Genomic DNA, 16325 nt, shown 5'->3' with positions numbered 1-16325 from the left:
AGCGGTTTCAGCAGCGCTGAGGACGATTCGGTACGCTGGTGCCATAGACCCGCCGTCGACGACGACGTGATGGAGACCGCTATGACCGAGCGCAAGCCCGCGAGCCTCGATTTCGAATCGTGGATCGACAAGCAGATCCGCGAGGCGACCGAGCGCGGCGAATTCCAGAACCTGCCCGGCGCGGGCAAGCCGATCCCGCGCGGTAGCGACGACGAGAACTGGTGGCTGAAGGGCTATCTCCGCAAGGAGGGCGTGAGCGGCGACGCGCTGCTGCCGCCGTCGATCCTGCTGCGCCGCGATATCGAACGGCTGCCGCAGACCGTGCGCGAACTGCAGTCCGAGCGCGCCGTCCGGGAGACCGTGCGCGAGCTCAACAAGCGCGTCGTCGACTGGTTGCGCCTGCCGCACGGTCCGTACGTGCGGGTCGCACCGGTGGACACCGAAGAGATCGTCGAGCAGTGGCGCGCCGGACGGCGCAAGCCGCAGCGTCCGGCACCCGCCCCGGCGTCGCCGCCCGCGCAGTCCGGCGTCAGCTGGTGGCGTCGGCTCTTCGGCCGCTAGGACGCCTGACGGGCGCCGACCGAGGATTCCTCGACCGCGGTGACGACCTTGTCCGAGAGCGCCTGAATCGCTTCGGCCTCAGCGGGATCCACACAATCGATGAATATCTCGCGGACCAACCGCACGTGATTGGGGGCCGCGCGTTCGAGCAGGCGGCGGCCCGCCGGAGTCAGCTGGACGAGTACGCCGCGGGCGTCCTCGGCCACCGGCTGCCGATCGACGAGTCCGCGCGCGTCCATCCGCGCCAAATGCTTGGACAGCCTGCTCTTCTCCCAGCAGACCTCGGCCGCGAGATCCTTGGCCCGTAAGCAGTCACCCGGCGCGGCCGAGAGCGCGACCATCAGCTCATAGTCTGCCGCGGACACGCCGTCCTTGGCCAAGCCCGCGGCCAATGCCGCGTCCAGCCGCTGCCGCATGCGGACGTACGCCGTCCACGTCACCTGCTCCTCATCACTGAGCCACTCCATGGGAATGAAGTCTAGTCCCAGTTGGTTGACATGGACACCAACCCGCTCAGGAGGTCACGATGCCCGCCATCACCGTCCCCGACATCATGGTGCTGCCGCGCCTGCCCCGCCGCACCGAGACCATGCGCGACCGTGCCGTGCGCAGCGTGGTCAGCGCCCCCAAGCAGCGCGAAGGCGCGGGCTTCGAGGTACGCAGGCCCTTCCCGAGCATGGACCTGCGCACCGCCGATCCGTTCATCCTGCTCGACCAGATGGGTCCGGTCGCCTACGAACCGCACGAGGCCAAAGGCGCACCGTGGCATCCGCACCGCGGCTTCGAGACCGTCACCTATGTCATGGACGGCACCATGGTGCACCACGACTCCAACGGCGGCGGCGGTGTGATCGGCGAGGGCGACACCCAGTGGATGACCGCAGGCTCCGGCATCCTGCACGACGAGCTGCCCGCCGAAGAACTGGTCGTCGCGGGTGGCTGGTTCCACGGCATCCAACTGTGGGTGAACCTGCCGCGCGCACTCAAATTCGCTAAGCCGCGCTATCAGGATCTGCGCGGTAGCGAACTGACGCTGGTCACCTCGCACGACGGCGGCGCGCTGGTCCGGCTCATCGCGGGCTCGGTCGGCGGTTTCGAGGGGCCCGGCTCCACCTACACCCCGATCGCCTACGCACACGCCTCGATCAGCCCCGGCGGACAGCTGGAAACGCCTTGGCCGCAGCACTTCACGGCGATGGCCTACATCCTGTCCGGCACCGGCACCGTCGGCGCGGAACGCAGGCCGGTGCGCGAGGGCCAACTGGCGGTATTCGGTCAAGGTGACACCATCACCGTGAGTGCCGATGCGGCGCAACACAATCGAAGCGGCGAGTTGGAAGTGTTGCTGCTCGGTGGCCAGCCGATCCGGGAACCGGTCGTGCAATACGGGCCGTTCGTGATGAACACCCGCGCCGAAATCATCCAGGCGATGGACGACTACCAGGCCGGACGCATGGGAAACATCCCGGCAGAGCATCTGGCGGGCCATCGGCTCGGTGAGTGAGCGCAGCTGCGGACCGATCCCCTAATGCCCTAGTTCTCCGGCGACGCGGTTGACAAGAGGGCGAGCCGTCACAACAGTGGATGCGGCGTCCGGTCGGACGCCTATCCATCGCAGCAACTATTTAGAGGAATACATGAACGTTCGCCGGCTTACCTTCAGCGCTGCCGTCGCGGGACTGACCCTACTTGCGGCGCCGACCGCAGGGGCGCAGCCTCCCTCGGGTTCCTCCGGAACCGGATCGTCCGCCGTCGACACCGGATCGGCCGCGACCGGTTCGGCCGGTCTGACGCAGACCGGTTCCGCGGGTGGCGCTTTCGCCAACTGCGAAGACGCCAAGGCCGCCGGCCGGGCGCCGCTCTTTCGCGGCGAGCCGGGCTACGGTCCGCACCTGGATCCAGATGGTGACGGGTTCGCCTGCCCCACGGTCTGATACCCGTGAAAAACGAACACCCGGTGTGACGTACGCACCGGGTGTTCTGCTGTTCGGGGTTCGACGAATCAGCGGAAGATCTTGAGCAGCACCAGCCCGACGACCAGCGCCGCCGCGCCGAGCAGGCTGTACTTCACCTTGGGCTCGTTCAGCTTTCGCAACACGATCTGCTTGCTGTCGCTGGCGATCCGCTGCGGATCGGCACGCACCGCGAGCTCGTCGAGCGTGCTCGCCAACCGTGTGCGCGCAGCCTCGATCTCCTGCTCGATCCGCTCGGTGTCCTTTGCCACGTTCCGGCCTCCTGTATTTGATATGCGCGCCGGGGCTCGAATCGCGTGCGTGTTCGGCCGTCGCGGGTCACCCTCAGCTCCCGGACGAGTCTATCGGTCCGGTCGTAGTTCGCTCGAGCGCGCGGTGCCCTGTCGGTCCCGACAAGTGTCGCGCGGGTCCGCGGGCGCGGGCCTGTCGTAATCGCCAGTGTCGTTCTGTCTGTCCCCGGACTGTCCGAGCCTTCGATTACCGTGCAAGACGTGACCGACAACCAACGACTCTCCCCCGGTGATGCCGCCCCCGATTTCACGTTGCCCGACGCCGACGGCAAGGACGTGTCGCTCGCCGACTACCGCGGCCGCAAGGTGATCGTGTACTTCTACCCGGCCGCGAGCACCCCCGGCTGCACCAAGCAGGCCTGCGACTTCCGGGACAACCTCGCCGAACTCGACGGCGCGGGCATCACCGTGCTCGGCATCTCGCCGGACAAGCCCGCGAAGCTGGCCAAGTTCCGCGACGCCGAACAACTCACCTTCCCCCTGCTGTCGGACCCCGACAAGTCCGTGCTCACCGCCTGGGGCGCCTTCGGCGAAAAGACCATGTACGGCAAAACCGTCACCGGCGTGATCCGCTCCACCTTCCTCGTCGACGAGAACGGCAAAATCGAGGTCGCCCAATACAACGTCCGCGCCACCGGCCACGTAGCCAAACTCCGCCGCGACCTCTCGGTCTGACCGACCGCGATGACCGATCGCGCTATTTGGCAGGTTGCCGTGGGGATGGGGAAGCCGGCTCGGGAAGGTCCGGGGGCGCTGTCGAAGAACGCCGCTGATCAGATCGCGAGCTGGTCGGCGGCGTCGGTCCAGCCCTACGCCTCGACGGAGCGGATGAATTGTTCGTAGCCGTCCAGGAGGCGGGCCAGGCCGAAGGCGAAGTCGGCGTCGTCCCAGTCGGCGTCCACCTCGTCGAAGGCTTGGGCGGCGAGGGCTCGGGTCAGGGCGGGGAAGCGTTGGGGGTCGAGGACCCGGCTCAGCATGGCCGGGTACTCGTCGTTGTCTTCGTCGTCGCCGCCCATTTCGCGCGCCACCCGAAGGCGTCCGAGCACGTACAGCGAAACATTCATGACCAGTTGCAGTTTGGTCGATTCGGGCACCGCGCTGTCGGCGAAGGTCGCCAGGCCCGCGTCGAGCCAGGCCATATTGCACGGCCCCACCGGCGGCGTCGCCAGCGGCAGACTCAGGAACCACGGATGCCGCCGGATCTGCTTGACCTCGGCCCAGGCCCAGGCCTCGATACCGACCCGCCAGCCCTGGCCGACCGGCAGCTCCGGCGGCTGCCCGAGCACCCGGTCCGACACGAGCGCGAGCAGCGTGTCCTTGCTGTCCACATAGCGGTACAGCGACATCGCGGTGAAACCGAGATGCTTCGCGACGCGGCTCATCGATAGCGCGCCCACCCCTTCGGCATCGGCCACCTCGATGGCCGCGTCGATCACCTGATCGAGGCTGAGCCCGCGTTTCGGCCCGCGGGTGCCCTGCTCGTCCATTCCCCACAGCAGGGCGAACGATTTGGCCAGCACCTCCGCGCCACTCGTCTCCGGGGTGTCCATCACTGTCGACCTCTTTCTCTGCAGCACCTCTTGCCCCGCGTCGAAAACTGCGTACTATCTAAACAAAGTTTATCGCATACACAGTTTCGATCCGAGGAACACTATGACAGTTCCATCCATCCCCGCCGTCAGCATCAGCGGGTTGACCAAAGCCTTCGGCAGCCGGGAGGTGCTGGCCGGTATCGACCTCGAAGTCGCGGCAGGCACGGTCTTCGCGCTGCTCGGCCCGAACGGAGCGGGCAAGACGACTATGGTCCGCATCCTCGCGACGCTGGCCCGCGCCGATGGCGGCGAGATCCGCGTCGCCGGTCACGATCTGGCCCGTGAACCCGACGCCGTGCGCAAGCTCATCGGGGTCACCGGCCAGTACTCCGCCGTGGACGAGGTACTCACCGGAGCGGAGAACCTGCGCCTGATGGGCCGCCTGCTGCATCTGAGCAGCCGAGAATCCGCGCGCCGGACGACCCGGCTACTCGCCCGGTTCGATCTCACCGAGGCCGGCGCCGCGCGCGTCGCGACCTATTCCGGCGGGATGCGCCGACGGCTCGACCTGGCGATGAGCCTGATGGGCCAACCGCGGATCATCTTTCTGGACGAACCGACCACCGGCCTGGACCCACGCAGCCGCCGAGAGTTGTGGCAGGTGATCCGAGATCTGGTCACCGACGGCGTGACGATCTTCCTCACCACCCAGTATCTGGAGGAGGCCGATCAGCTCGCCGACCGAATCGCGGTGCTGCACAACGGAAAGATCGTCGCGCAGGGCACGGCGGCCGACCTGAAACAGCTCGCGCCCGGCGGGCACATCCAACTGTCGTTCGCGGATCGGGCGGGACTGGCCGCCGCCGCGCGGGCAGTACCGGACGCCGAGATCGATGTCGACCAGCTGAAGTTGCTGGTGCCCTCGGACGGCAGTGTCGGCACCCTCAAACAGCTGCTCGATCGGTTCGATGACCAGGCGATCACCATCGAAGGTCTCGCCATCCACACCCCCGACCTCGATGACGTGTTCTTCGCGCTCACCGGGCATCCCACTGTGCAGAAGGCGGTAGCGCTGTGACCATGTCGACCGTCGTGCAGGATTCGGCCACCATGCTGAGCCGCAATCTGCGCCATACCCTGCGCAGTCCCGACTCGATGATCGTGACGATCGCGCTACCCGTCGTGATCCTGCTGATGTTCGTCTACGTGTTCGGCGGCGCGATGAACGTCGGCACCGCCTATGTCGACTACATCGTGCCGGGCATCATCCTGTTGTGTGCCGGATTCGGTTCGGCGACAACGGCGGTCAGCCTGTCCACCGATCTGGACAACGGCATCATCGACCGCTTCCGGACCATGGCCATCGCGCGATCCTCGGTGCTCACCGGGCACGTCGTGGAAAGTCTGCTGCGCAACCTGATCACCACGACGATCGTGATCGGCGTGGCGGTCGCGATCGGCTTCCGGCCTACCGCCGACCCGCTGCGCTGGCTGGCCGCCTACGGCATCATCGCGCTGTTCGTACTCGCTCTGTCGTGGGTGGCGGCGGCGTTGGGCGCGCTGGCGAAGAATCCGGAGGCCGCGAACGCAGCGACCTTCTTCTTCATGTTCCTGCCCTACGTGAGCAGCGCATTCGTACCCCCGCAGTCGATGCCGAGCTGGCTGCACCGGTTCGCCGAGCATCAACCGGTGACCCCGGTGACCGAAACCATGCGCGGCCTGCTGCTCGATACCCCGATCGGGAACAGCGCATGGCTGGCCGTCCTGTGGTGCGCAGGCATCGGAACAGCAGGCTATTTCGCCGCGGGCGCATTGTTTCGCCGCCGCACGACGAACTGAGACTGCGGCGACGAAATGGCGCGGTGGTACGCTTTCCGATATGGCCGCGCCTGTCTCTGCGGGACCGAAATCCATCAGTAGGATACGGACCGTCTTATGCATCGCGATACTCGTCGGCGTTGTGGCCGTACGCCTCTCGTCGTTGCCGAAATGGGAATCGCTGACCGCCTACCTGGTGGCGACATTTACGACACTGCTCGCGATCGCGGCCGTGCTCTGGATTTCAGCGATACTGATCAGGCGACCGATTGTCGGCCGCGGACGGTCTGTGGCGATCTCGGCGGCGGCCGCCATATCAGGTGTCCTGCAAATATTCAAGGCGATATTCGCAACAACAGGACACGACGAACTCGTTTTCTCCGATCATGCACTGGTCAACCCACCGGAATCCCTGGTCTATTTCAATATGCCACTGGTCGTCGCCAGCACACTGGATATTCTGCTGTGGCTGATCTGCGTGACGCTATCGCTGAGCGTCACGTATGCACTGAAACGTCGCTGACAACTCAGCCGACAGCACTCAGTTCAGCCCACAGAGTCGCCATACCTCGGCGTCCTTTTGATAGACCGCCGAGAACCTGACACTGTTGTCCGAGTCCAAGCCTTCCACGTAGCGTGCGTATCGCACGGTCACCGCCGCGCTGCCCACATTGCCGACCACCTTGACATCCGAGACATCGGTGACGTTCCCGGGACCGCGTGCCGCGGTATCCGATTTCGCTTCGTCAGCGAATGCCTCCGGGCCAGTCCGCTCCAATTCCGATTTCAACTGACCGCACGAGATATTCAGCAAAGCGGTCAGGTCGCCGTTGTTGTATGCACCGATCGCTCGATCGGTGACCGTGGATATCTGCCCCCGAGTCGCTTGATCGACTTTCTGGTCACGCTCTTCGAGAACCCGGCGATCATCAGGCGCCGCGTCGTCGTTCGAACAACCCAGCGGGACGGCGGCGAGAGCCGCCACGATCAATATCCGCGACACGGTCTTGGTGAGCGCTACCATGTTCCATTCTTTCCAGGCAAGGGCGGTTGGATGGCGGTGACGACGGTCCAGTACACTTCGGCATTCTTCCGGCAGAGCTCGTAGCGCGGATCCAAAGTGCCATAGGTGTACGCGCAATTCTGCATCATGTCGGCGTACAGCTGATTGTTGCAGAAATTGTTCGTCCCGCCGCGTTCCAAGCATTGATCATGGCGCGCACAAGGCCCCCGGAAGTCTGCGTTCGCACCAGGGCTGGGCAGCTGGTCGGGCGAGCCCGAGCAGTAGTCGTGCATATAGACCCAACTATTGCAGGTTCGCCCCGAGGGTACGCGCGCGCAGTCCGGGTCATAAATATAGTCGTCGGGTATTTCAACCTTCTCGCCCGAGCCATTGAGCGCACTGTGACCGCGGCAGCTGCCGTCGGGGTTTCGCCCGAGCGGGCACAGGGCTGCTTGCCGAACAGGCACCGGGATACTCGGTGGCGCCGGCGTCTGTTCCACGGCAGGTGGTACACGTTCCGGCGGCAAGGGTCGCGTCGGCACCGGCACGCCGACCGGAGGTGACGGTGAGTTGCCGGGCAGCGCAGGAGGCGACGCTCCCGGTACCGGCACTATCGGCGTGCCGTTGCCCGGACCGACCGGCGGGGGCGTGAGGGCTCCAGCCCTACTGCCGCCAGTGGTGGCACCGGGCGGCTGACCCGGCAGCACGGGCGCCGACGCAGGCGGCGTGGTCGGTGGCCCGGTCGGCGGCCCCGGCGGCGGAGGCTTGGGCACGGGGATACACGGCCAACCGGGATGCATCTGCTGCCACTGCTCACACGGAATGTCGGGCTGAGCAGCCGCGAGCGGCGGACGGAGGATCACCACCACGCAACCCCAGACCAGCAGGACCACGGCGACAACAGCCGTGGCGACCCGAAGGTGTCGACGCCAAGGGAGCGGACGAGCGGGAACAGGCGCGCATCGGCTTACATTCAGCGACCGATCGGTAACGATGGCTACCAAGCCGGTAGCAACTCCCGAAATGGCTCTCTGGCTAAGTAAATCCACAAATACCCCCCAAGGAATCCCCCACCTACCCACCAACGAAGACGATCAAGAGGATCGTTGTGGCAACACTTTAGCAAACTATATGGGCACGGGCATCCACACAGCCCACTGCGAACGCGGCACATGAGAACGGCCCGGTGCTGGCGAAGCACCGGGCCGTCGACATTGCGCTGTTTACACGGGCGAGAACTGCTGGGCCGCCCACTGCAACATCATGCGGAAGTGGTTGTCCCACCACGCGTAGGACTCGGGGGTGAAAGCGGCCGGCGGCGGGGTCTCGCCGGGGAACAGCAGCGCACCGTTGGGCGCGCCGACCTTGTTCGTCCCCGGGAGCATGCCGGAACCCGAGGTCAACGGGGCGACCGCGTTGGTCTCGGCCTCGTGCGCCGCACCCTCCGCGAGCAGCGGCTCCGGATGCTCCAGTCCGCTGCCCCACCGCTGCGTGGAGTACTGCGGCCCGAGGTCCGCCGGATCGATGGTCACCACCGTCAGATCCGGGACGTGCGCGGAAACCGGCACGCGCCGATCGAGCACCGGGCCGTCGCCCCCGCGATCCTCGCCGGTCGCGCCCCCCGGCCCGCCCGCGACCATCTTGGACTCGGCGGTGACGTGCGCGTCCTTCACGACCGCACCGGGCAGCGTGCGCGACGAACCACCGGCGACGTAGACCCCGCCTACCACGAGACCTCCCGCGAGCACGCTGGCCGCCGCGAACACCGCCGTACCGCCGCGCACCCGCCGCACCTTCTCCGGTGCGAGGCCGAACTCGTCCAGATCGGCCATCGCGTACAGCGCCGCACCCGCGGCGGACGCGGCCGAAGCCGTCTTGCACGGAATCACCGGCGCGCCGAAGCCGTCCACGGCCGCGACCACCGCGGGTTTGCCTGCGGCGGAACCGATCAGCACCACCGCGTCGGGCCGGACCGCGGCCGCCTCGAACTGGTCCCAGGCCGCGGTGACCGCGGCGCCCATCGCCTCGGCGGTCGCGCCGCCGGACTGACTGGTCGCCGCGACGATCCGGCGCCGCTCCCGATCGACCAGCGTGAAGGCCTGATACCCCGGCACGACCTCACAGATCAGCAGGTCGTCGAACTCGTCGAGCCAGGTCATCACGGCCGCCACGCTGAGGTGGGCCGATTTCGACGACACCAGCGAGGCCGTGTGCCATCGCCCGCTCGCCAGCCTGGTGACGATCGCGCGCCGCTCGGCCGCGTCCCGGTAGGTGACCGCGGCGCCGGCGATCTCGTGCTCGGGACCGAGTTCGGCGGCGAGTTCGTCCATCGCCGTCTCGACCGCTTCCGCCAGTTCGGCCTTGCTGTCGCTGTGCGTACGCCGCACCCGATGCAGCAGCACGCGCTCGGGTAGCCGGGAGCCGGTGTCGGCGAAAGCTACCGCGTGCACGGCGCCACGTTCGGTGGAGACGCCGAGAGTTACCACTGATCGAGCTACCACTGATCGCGCCTTCCTGATCCTTTCGCGCGTCTGCAGCCACGCGCGCTCGGTATGTGTTCGACGCCGAATTCGATCCGGATGGGTGGTGAATTCGGACAGAAGAGGAACACGCAGATGCCCGGCGCGTGTCGTGCGAGTGTCCCTACCGTTAGCCTGGATACGTGGAAGTACGCGCGGAGGCCAGGTCGAAGCAACGGCTGGACCCTGCGTTGGAGCTGCAGGACGACCCACAGGAGCTCATGCCGCGGCGACGGCCGACGCAGGAACGCAGCAAGCGAAAGTTCGACGCGCTCTTGCAGGCGTCCAGAGAACTGCTGGTAGAGGTCGGATTCGAATCGTTCACCTGTGAAGAGGTGGCGGCCAGAGCCGAGGTGCCGATCGGCACCCTGTACCAGTTCTTCGCCAACAAGTACGTGATCGTCTGTGAGCTGAATCGGCAGGATCTCGTGGCCGTTTCGCGCGAGCTCGCCGACTTCCACGGCGAGATCCCGTCGCTGGACTGGCTGCGCCACATGAACCAGTTCGTCGACCACATGGCGAATCTGTGGATGACCGACCCGTCCCGGCGCGAGGTGTGGCTCGCGATGCAGTCCACCCCGTCGACGCGGGCCACCGGCGCGATCCACGAGAAGGAGTTCGCCGAGGTCGTCGCGCAGATGCTGCGGCCCCTCACGCCGCGCACCCCCCGCGCGCGGCGCACCATGATGGCCGAGGTTCTGGTGCACGTCGTCTACTCGATGCTGAACTTCTCGGTGCAGGACGAGCAGAGCAACGCCGAGGCGGTGTCGGAACTCAAGCGGCTGATGGTCGCCTATCTGCTGGTCGCGGAGAAGGAATCGCGCTCGGCCAGCCAGCGCTGACCGTCGCGGCGCGCCCGGTTCCGCGGACACTGCATGAGCGATCACGTCGCAATCATGCCGTTTGTCGTAATCTGGCGGGCGAACCGGCGCACCCTTTGTCGCCGGACCAAAAGAGAGTTACCCTCCAGTTAATGGCGACTCGTCCGACCCCCGCGGACCGCCGCGCCCTGCTGGCTCGGCTGCTCACGCATGCCACCGACCTGACCACCACCGCGATCGAACGGATGCGCGTCGAGGTGCCCTCGTACGGGCGACTGGACACCGAAGAGATCCTGCCGACGGCGGTCAGCACCGTCGAGCAGGTGCTGCGCACCCTCGCCGCCGAGAGCGAGCTGACCGAGCCCGAGCTGGCACTGTTCACCGAACACGGCAAAATACGCGCCCGGCAAGGGATTCCGGTGCACGAGATGTTCAACGGCTGGCGCTTCGCGGTGCGGGTGGCGACCGACGAGACCATCACCATGGGCCGAAAACTCGGGCTGACCGACCGGCAGTTGCTCGACCTGGCCAATGACATTCTCGCCGTGACCGATTCGGCGATCCTCGCGGTGGCACGCGGGCACCTCGAGGTGGAGTTCCAGCAGACCCTGCACGATCAGCAGCACCGGTCCGATCTGGTGCGCGGGATCCTGTTCGGCACCCTCGCGGCCGCCGAAATCCGGGTCCAGGCAGAGCGTTACGGCCTCGACTCGTTCCGCGTCTATCACGCGGTGCGCGCCCGGCCGAGCGCCGCCGTGCCGGTCGAAGCGTTGGTCAGGGCGCTCGAGCCCGCGGGTGATCGGCCGCACGCGCTGTTCGCGGTCATCGACGGTGATATCGCCGGAATCGTCGATGCGGCACCGACCGTCGAGCTCCCGACCGCGGTCGGGATCGGCCCGGCCGCCCGGCTGGACCGGATGGAACCGTCGTTCCTGCGCGCCACCCGCGCGATGGCGACCGCCGACGCCTTCGAGCTCACCGGCGTGCACACCCTGGCCGACCTCGGGCTGTTGCCGGCGGTGCTGGCCGACAGCGAGGTGGGCGAGGAACTCGATCGGCGCTATCTGCTGCCGCTGGGTGAAAGCGAAAGCGCGGCAACGCTGCTCGACACCGCACAGCACTACCTGAGCAACGGCATGCGGGTGGACCACACCGCGAAAGAGATGGGCCTGCACACCAATACGGTGCGCTACCGGCTGCGCCGCTTCCAGGATCTGGTCGGGATCGATCTCACCGATCCCGACCGCGCCCTGGAAGCGTGGTGGGCGCTGCAGCGCAGGCGGCTGCGGCGCACCCACCGGGACTGATCGTCAGCCCTGGCCTTCGCGGCCCGCGATCAGATCGGCCAGTTCGCCCGGGTCCTCCAGCACCACCATCGCGGCGGCCATGTCGCCGTCGTGCGTGAGCGACAGGTGAACCCTTGCGCGCGGCAGGAATTCGGCGGCGAGGCCGTGCAGCTTGATGCTCGGCCTGCCCCACGCGTCGTTGACCACTTCGATCAGCGGGTAGGGGTTGTCGCCGATCTGCGGACGGCGGGCGAACCGAGACGATGCCCAAGCCTTGAGCACCGCCTCCTTCGCCGCCCACCGCGCCGCATAGCTGCGGGCCGGATCGGTCCCCTTGCTCTGACAGTAGCGTCGCTCGCCCGCGGTGAAACTTTCCCGGAGCATGGTGGTTCCGGCACGTTCGAGCTGTTCGGCGAACTCGGAGACAGTCACCAAGTCCAAGCCGATACCGAGGATCGTCATAGAGCGGGAGCCTACGACGCGCCCTGGCCGCTCGCGCGCGCACCATCCGCCGCGAGTTGCGCATCCGATACCGCCGCACCGCACGCGAAGCCGTCGGCCCGGTATGCGCCGTCACCACCGAGGCGCGCCTCGGTCGACAACAACACGTCGGCCTCGAGCTGCCGCGACCGCTTGGCCGGGGTGCCGTCGCCGCCGAGGCGACGGTCGGCCGGGCGCTCGTACAGCGGCGCACCGCCGCACATGGCCTCGGCGAAGCGCTGCCGGCCCGCGAGCTGACGCTCCTGCGCCTGCCGCTGGTAGGCCTCCCGCCGGGACGGCTCGATCGCCTGGATGAACGCCTCCGGGTGCACCACCGCGAGCAACCCGTTGACGTGCCCGAAGCCGAGCGAGGTCAGCAGGCCCGCCTTCAGCGGGAAGCGCTCGCCGAAGCGCAGCGGCTCCCGTGCCCACACCAGGTGCGGGTAGGCCTGCATCTTGTCGTCGACACAGTCCAGACTCCGGTTCGGCGGCACCACACCGTTTTCCAGCACCTGGCACAGGCCGATCAGCTGGAACGCGGCCGCGCCGCCCTTGGCGTGTCCGGTCAGGCTCTTCTGCGAGACGACGAACAGCGGCGCGCCGGCGGACCGCCCGATGGCCGTGGCCAAGCGGGTGTGCAGCTCGGACTCGTTGGGGTCGTTCGCCGCGGTCGAGGTGTCGTGCTTGGACAGCACCGCGATGTCGTCCGGGGTGACGCCGAGCTTGCGCAGTTCGGCGGCGATCCGGGACTCGCGCCCGCCGCGGCCCGCGCCGAGCGCACCGAGACCGGGCGCCGGGATGGAGGTGTGCACGCCGTCGGCGAAGGACTGCGCGAAGGCGACCACGCCGAGCACCGGCAGGCCCATCTCCACCGCCACGTCACCGCGGGCGAGCAGCACGGTGCCGCCACCCTGCGATTCCACGAAGCCGCCGCGGCGACGGTCGTTGGCGCGGGAGAAGTACCGATCGCTGATGCCCTTGGCGCTCATGGCCGCCGAGTCCGCGGTGGCGGACATGTCACCGAAGCCGACGATGCCCTCGATACCGAGATCGTCGAAGCCGCCGGCCACCACCAGGTCGGCCTTGCCGAGGCGGATCTTGTCGACGCCCTCCTCGACCGACACCGCGGCCGTGGCGCACGCCGCCACCGGGTGCACCATCGCGCCGTAGCTGCCGACGTAGGCCTGCACCACGTGCGCGAGCGCCACGTTCGGCAGCGCCTCCTGCAGGATGTCGTTGGCCCGCGACTCGCCGAGCAGGTTGTCGATGTAGAGCGAGCGCATCGAGGACATGCCGCCCATGCCGGTGCCCTGGGTATTGGCGACCTGGCTCGGGTGCACCCAGCTCATCAGCTCGGCCGGACTGAAGCCGGAGCTGATGAACGCGTCCACGGTGCAGACGACGTTCCACAGGGCGACGCGGTCGATGGAGTTCACCATCTCCGCGGAGATGCCCCAGACGGTCGGATCCCAGCCGGTGGGGATCTGGCCGCCGACGGTGCGCGACAGCTTGGCCCGGCGCGGCACCCGAATCTCGGTGCCCGCCTTACGGATCACCGTCCAGTCGCCCGAATCCGGCACCGGCACGATCACCGTGTGCTCGGGGTCGGCCTCGTGGAAGGCGCGGGCCTCGGCCTCGCCGCCGACCGTGAAGGTCAGGTCCTGATCGAGGAACACCGAGGTCATCAGCGGCGCGCTGTTGTCGACCATGGCGCCGTCGTCGCCGTAGCGACGCACGCCGCAGCGCGCGACCACCACGTCGTGGTACTTCTCGGCCAGTTCCGACTCCGGCACGTAGTCACCGGTCTCGGCGTCGTACCAGCCCGGCTTGGGCTCGTTCTCCCAGGTGACCAGGCCGGTGGTCCAGGCGAGTTCGAGCACGCCCGCGGCCGAGAGCTGGTCTTCGACCTCCATCTCGAACCGGGTGCGCGCCGAGCCGTACGGGCCGAGCTCGCCGGCTCCGACAATCACCACCATGTCGGCGAGATCGGCGGTGACCGTGCCCCATTCGGGCACCGGCAGCACCGAGGTCAACGCGGGCGGTGCGGGCAGCGCCGGAATGGTCGCGGTCGCATCGGCTTCCGCGTTCTCCGCGGCCGCCTGCTCCGCGGCCTGTTTGGCCAGTGCGGGCAGGTCGAGCTTGGCCCTGGCCAATCCGCCGGTCAGGTCGATCTGCTGCGGGCCGGCCAGGGTGACCTGACGCGCCCGCGAGGTGCACCACTTGAGCAGCTCGTCGGCCATCTCGGTGGTCGACCAGGTCTGCACGCCGGCCTCTTCCACCGCGGCGACCATCGGATCGTTGTGCCCCATCAGCCCGGTGCCGCGCACCCAGCCGATCAGCGCGTGCACCAGGGTGACCCGCGCGGACCACGACTTCTCCGCCCGCCACTTGGCCACCACCGCGTCCAGCGCGGCCTTCGACTCGCCGTACGCGCCGTCGCCGCCGAACATGCCGCGGTTGGGCGAACCCGGCAGCACCACATGCAGTTTCGCGTCGACGTCGTGGTCGGCGCCGAGCACCGACAGCCCACCGATCAGCCGCTCGACCGACCAGAGCAGCACGCGCATCTCCATTTCCGCGCGCGCACCGGCGTCGGACAGGTCACCGGCCACCCGCGGCGCCGCGAACGGCAGCAGCATGGTCGGCGTCATCGCGTCCTTGGTCTTGATCTTCGCGCCGCCGGCGTTGTCGACCTGCTCGGTGCCGATCCACTCGATGAGCGCATCGATGTCCTGGTAGGACGCCATGTTGGCGGGCACGACCCACAGTGCCGCGCCGTGCCGGGCGTTGTCGCGGTACAGCTTCCGGTAGAAAGCGAGCCGGGCGTCGTCGAGACCCGAGGTGGTCACCACGACGGTGGCGCCGCCGCCGAGCAGTCGCCCGGTCACCGCGGCCGCGATGGAACCCTTGCTCGCGCCGGTGATCACCGCGATATCGGCGGACCAGATGCCGCGATCGTCGGTGCTCAGCGCGGCCTCGGCGATCTGCGCGTAGACCCCGGCCAGCACCGAACGGGCCTCGTGCTTGGCCCGCTCGCGCCACCAGTTGGCCTGCGCGGCAACGGCTTCACCCGCACCGAGGAAGCCGGTCACCGGCAGCGCCGCGGTCTCGGCGTCGTTGCCGAGCCACAGCCGGGCCAGGTCCTCACGGGCCGTGGCCCACCGGTCGTCGAGCAACACGGCCTTGCGCGCGTCGAACGCGGGCGCGACCAAACGCGGCCAGTCCGAACCCAATTCGGCCGAGACCAGATCGACCAGCGAGGTGTCGGTCGCCTCCGGCGCGGACACCTGCTCGGTCAGGCCGAGCTGATCGAGCACCACCCGGGCGGCCGTGGCGAGCACGCCGTCCCGTCCGGTGATCTGCTCGGTGAACTCGCCGAGCGCGGCCGCGTCGACGGTGGCACCGCCGCCGCCACCGGCCGAGGGCAACGACACCGCGACACCGCGACGCGCGGCGACCGCCTGCACGGCGGCGTCGATGGCGGCGTCCACCGCGGCACCGTCACCCAGCGAACCGGCGACCAGGCCGCCGAGTTCGCCGCCGCGAACGCTCGCGCCCTCGCGGGTGCCGAGCGAGACCTCGGCGGTGACGTGGCTGGCCCAGCCGTCACCGAGTTCCCAGACCTTCTTCACGCGTTCGGCGATCGCGGCCGGGCGCTTGCCCGACGGGCCGAACACCTTGCGCAGGTGATCGCCGATCGAGTCGGTCAGCACCGAGCCGAACGGCTTGTAGGTGCGGGCGAGCCGCTCCACGGTCGCGGCGAGCGCACCCATGTCTGCGTCCGCCGCGCCGTCGATGGCGCCGAGCGAAAGCTCCGAACCGAGGTCGACCAGCAGCTGGTTGCGGCGCGAGGACACACCGTCGCAGAGGCCTTCGATGGTGTCGACCGGGCCGATCTGATCCAGCCGCAGCTTCGTCCACAGCGCGATGAGCACCCGGGTGGCGTCGGCGGCGGTGAAGACGATGTCGTCCGGGCGGGGGCCGCCGGAGCTCGGCGCCGGTGCGGCGACGGCGCCGCCGCCGCGACGGGCGCCGCGGCCGT

At 68.2% G+C, this 16325-nt stretch carries 15 protein-coding genes and 1 pseudogene; 9 read left to right on the top strand and 7 right to left on the bottom strand.

What is annotated here, in order from left to right:
* The first annotated feature begins 81 nt into the window (after positions 1–81).
* On the top strand, positions 82–561 hold the full coding sequence (locus tag NBRGI_RS08640; protein ID WP_029894309.1) for a J-domain-containing protein: 480 nt from the start codon (positions 82–84) through the stop codon (positions 559–561).
* Here the strand turns inward: NBRGI_RS08640 and NBRGI_RS08635 are convergent.
* Entirely contained in the window at positions 558–1028 is a 471-nt protein-coding gene (locus NBRGI_RS08635; protein WP_036558063.1) for a MarR family winged helix-turn-helix transcriptional regulator, read from the bottom strand. The two genes, NBRGI_RS08640 and NBRGI_RS08635, sit on opposite strands and share 4 nt — an antisense overlap.
* A 59-nt stretch (positions 1029–1087) precedes the next feature.
* Here NBRGI_RS08635 and NBRGI_RS08630 point away from each other — a divergent pair, with 59 nt between their 5' ends.
* Both NBRGI_RS08630 and NBRGI_RS08625 read left to right on the top strand, forming a co-directional pair.
* The gene (locus NBRGI_RS08630) at positions 1088–2065 is read left to right on the top strand and encodes a pirin family protein (protein WP_029894305.1); all 978 of its coding nucleotides are present in this window, start codon (positions 1088–1090) and stop codon (positions 2063–2065) included.
* Between the two features lie 133 nt (positions 2066–2198).
* Positions 2199–2495, top strand: coding sequence for an excalibur calcium-binding domain-containing protein (locus tag NBRGI_RS08625; protein WP_014982373.1), 297 nt, complete (start codon positions 2199–2201; stop codon positions 2493–2495).
* A gap of 68 nt (positions 2496–2563) precedes the next feature.
* Here the strand turns inward: NBRGI_RS08625 and NBRGI_RS08620 are convergent, their stop codons facing one another.
* Positions 2564–2785, bottom strand: a complete 222-nt coding sequence (locus NBRGI_RS08620; RefSeq protein ID WP_014982372.1) for a DUF3618 domain-containing protein — start codon at positions 2783–2785, stop codon at positions 2564–2566.
* A 240-nt stretch (positions 2786–3025) separates the two neighbouring features.
* Between NBRGI_RS08620 and bcp the strand changes: the two genes are divergently transcribed.
* A complete protein-coding gene (gene bcp / locus NBRGI_RS08615) occupies positions 3026–3499 on the top strand; it encodes a thioredoxin-dependent thiol peroxidase (protein ID WP_029894303.1) in 474 nt (157 codons plus the stop codon).
* Between the two features lie 134 nt (positions 3500–3633).
* Here the strand turns inward: bcp and NBRGI_RS08610 are convergent, their stop codons facing one another.
* Positions 3634–4374, bottom strand: a complete 741-nt coding sequence (locus NBRGI_RS08610) for a TetR/AcrR family transcriptional regulator (RefSeq protein ID WP_029894301.1) — start codon at positions 4372–4374, stop codon at positions 3634–3636.
* Between the two features lie 103 nt (positions 4375–4477).
* On the opposite strand from NBRGI_RS08610, the gene NBRGI_RS08605 reads away from it, so the two are divergent.
* The 3 genes from NBRGI_RS08605 to NBRGI_RS08595 are packed head-to-tail and all read left to right on the top strand — an operon-like array spanning position 4478 to position 6697.
* On the top strand, positions 4478–5434 hold the full coding sequence (locus NBRGI_RS08605) for a daunorubicin resistance protein DrrA family ABC transporter ATP-binding protein (RefSeq protein ID WP_029894299.1): 957 nt from the start codon (positions 4478–4480) through the stop codon (positions 5432–5434).
* Between the two features lie 2 nt (positions 5435–5436).
* The gene (locus NBRGI_RS08600) at positions 5437–6195 is read left to right on the top strand and encodes an ABC transporter permease (protein ID WP_029894297.1); all 759 of its coding nucleotides are present in this window, start codon (positions 5437–5439) and stop codon (positions 6193–6195) included.
* Positions 6196–6235: 40 nt separating this feature from the next.
* Positions 6236–6697 (top strand): hypothetical protein, encoded by a 462-nt coding sequence (locus NBRGI_RS08595; protein WP_148310746.1) that lies wholly within the window; start codon positions 6236–6238, stop codon positions 6695–6697.
* An 18-nt stretch (positions 6698–6715) separates the two neighbouring features.
* Here the strand turns inward: NBRGI_RS08595 and NBRGI_RS08590 are convergent, their stop codons facing one another.
* Positions 6716–7198, bottom strand: a complete 483-nt coding sequence (locus NBRGI_RS08590) for an Rv0361 family membrane protein (protein WP_029894293.1) — start codon at positions 7196–7198, stop codon at positions 6716–6718.
* A 1202-nt stretch (positions 7199–8400) separates the two neighbouring features.
* Positions 8401–9678, bottom strand: coding sequence for a hypothetical protein (locus NBRGI_RS08580; RefSeq protein ID WP_148310745.1), 1278 nt, complete (start codon positions 9676–9678; stop codon positions 8401–8403).
* Positions 9679–9917: 239 nt separating this feature from the next.
* Between NBRGI_RS08580 and NBRGI_RS08575 the strand changes: the two genes are divergently transcribed.
* Together NBRGI_RS08575 and NBRGI_RS08570 are read left to right on the top strand one after the other, a co-directional pair.
* A complete protein-coding gene (locus NBRGI_RS08575) occupies positions 9918–10538 on the top strand; it encodes a TetR/AcrR family transcriptional regulator (protein WP_226887505.1) in 621 nt (206 codons plus the stop codon).
* Between the two features lie 131 nt (positions 10539–10669).
* Complete coding sequence (locus tag NBRGI_RS08570; RefSeq protein ID WP_029894287.1) at positions 10670–11824, top strand: PucR family transcriptional regulator; 1155 nt, start codon at positions 10670–10672, stop codon at positions 11822–11824.
* Positions 11825–11827: 3 nt separating this feature from the next.
* On the opposite strand, the gene acpS is transcribed toward NBRGI_RS08570, so the two are convergent.
* Positions 11828–12265 (bottom strand): holo-ACP synthase AcpS, encoded by a 438-nt coding sequence (gene acpS / locus NBRGI_RS08565; RefSeq protein ID WP_014982362.1) that lies wholly within the window; start codon positions 12263–12265, stop codon positions 11828–11830.
* 11 nt (positions 12266–12276) lie between these two features.
* Positions 12277–16325: pseudogene (locus NBRGI_RS43560) on the bottom strand (beta-ketoacyl synthase N-terminal-like domain-containing protein); the annotation flags it as partial.

The sequence above is a fragment of the Nocardia brasiliensis IFM 10847 genome (genome assembly GCF_000710915.1).
Classification (GTDB): domain Bacteria; phylum Actinomycetota; class Actinomycetes; order Mycobacteriales; family Mycobacteriaceae; genus Nocardia; species Nocardia brasiliensis_A.
This window is presented reverse-complemented; position numbering and strand designations above follow the sequence as displayed.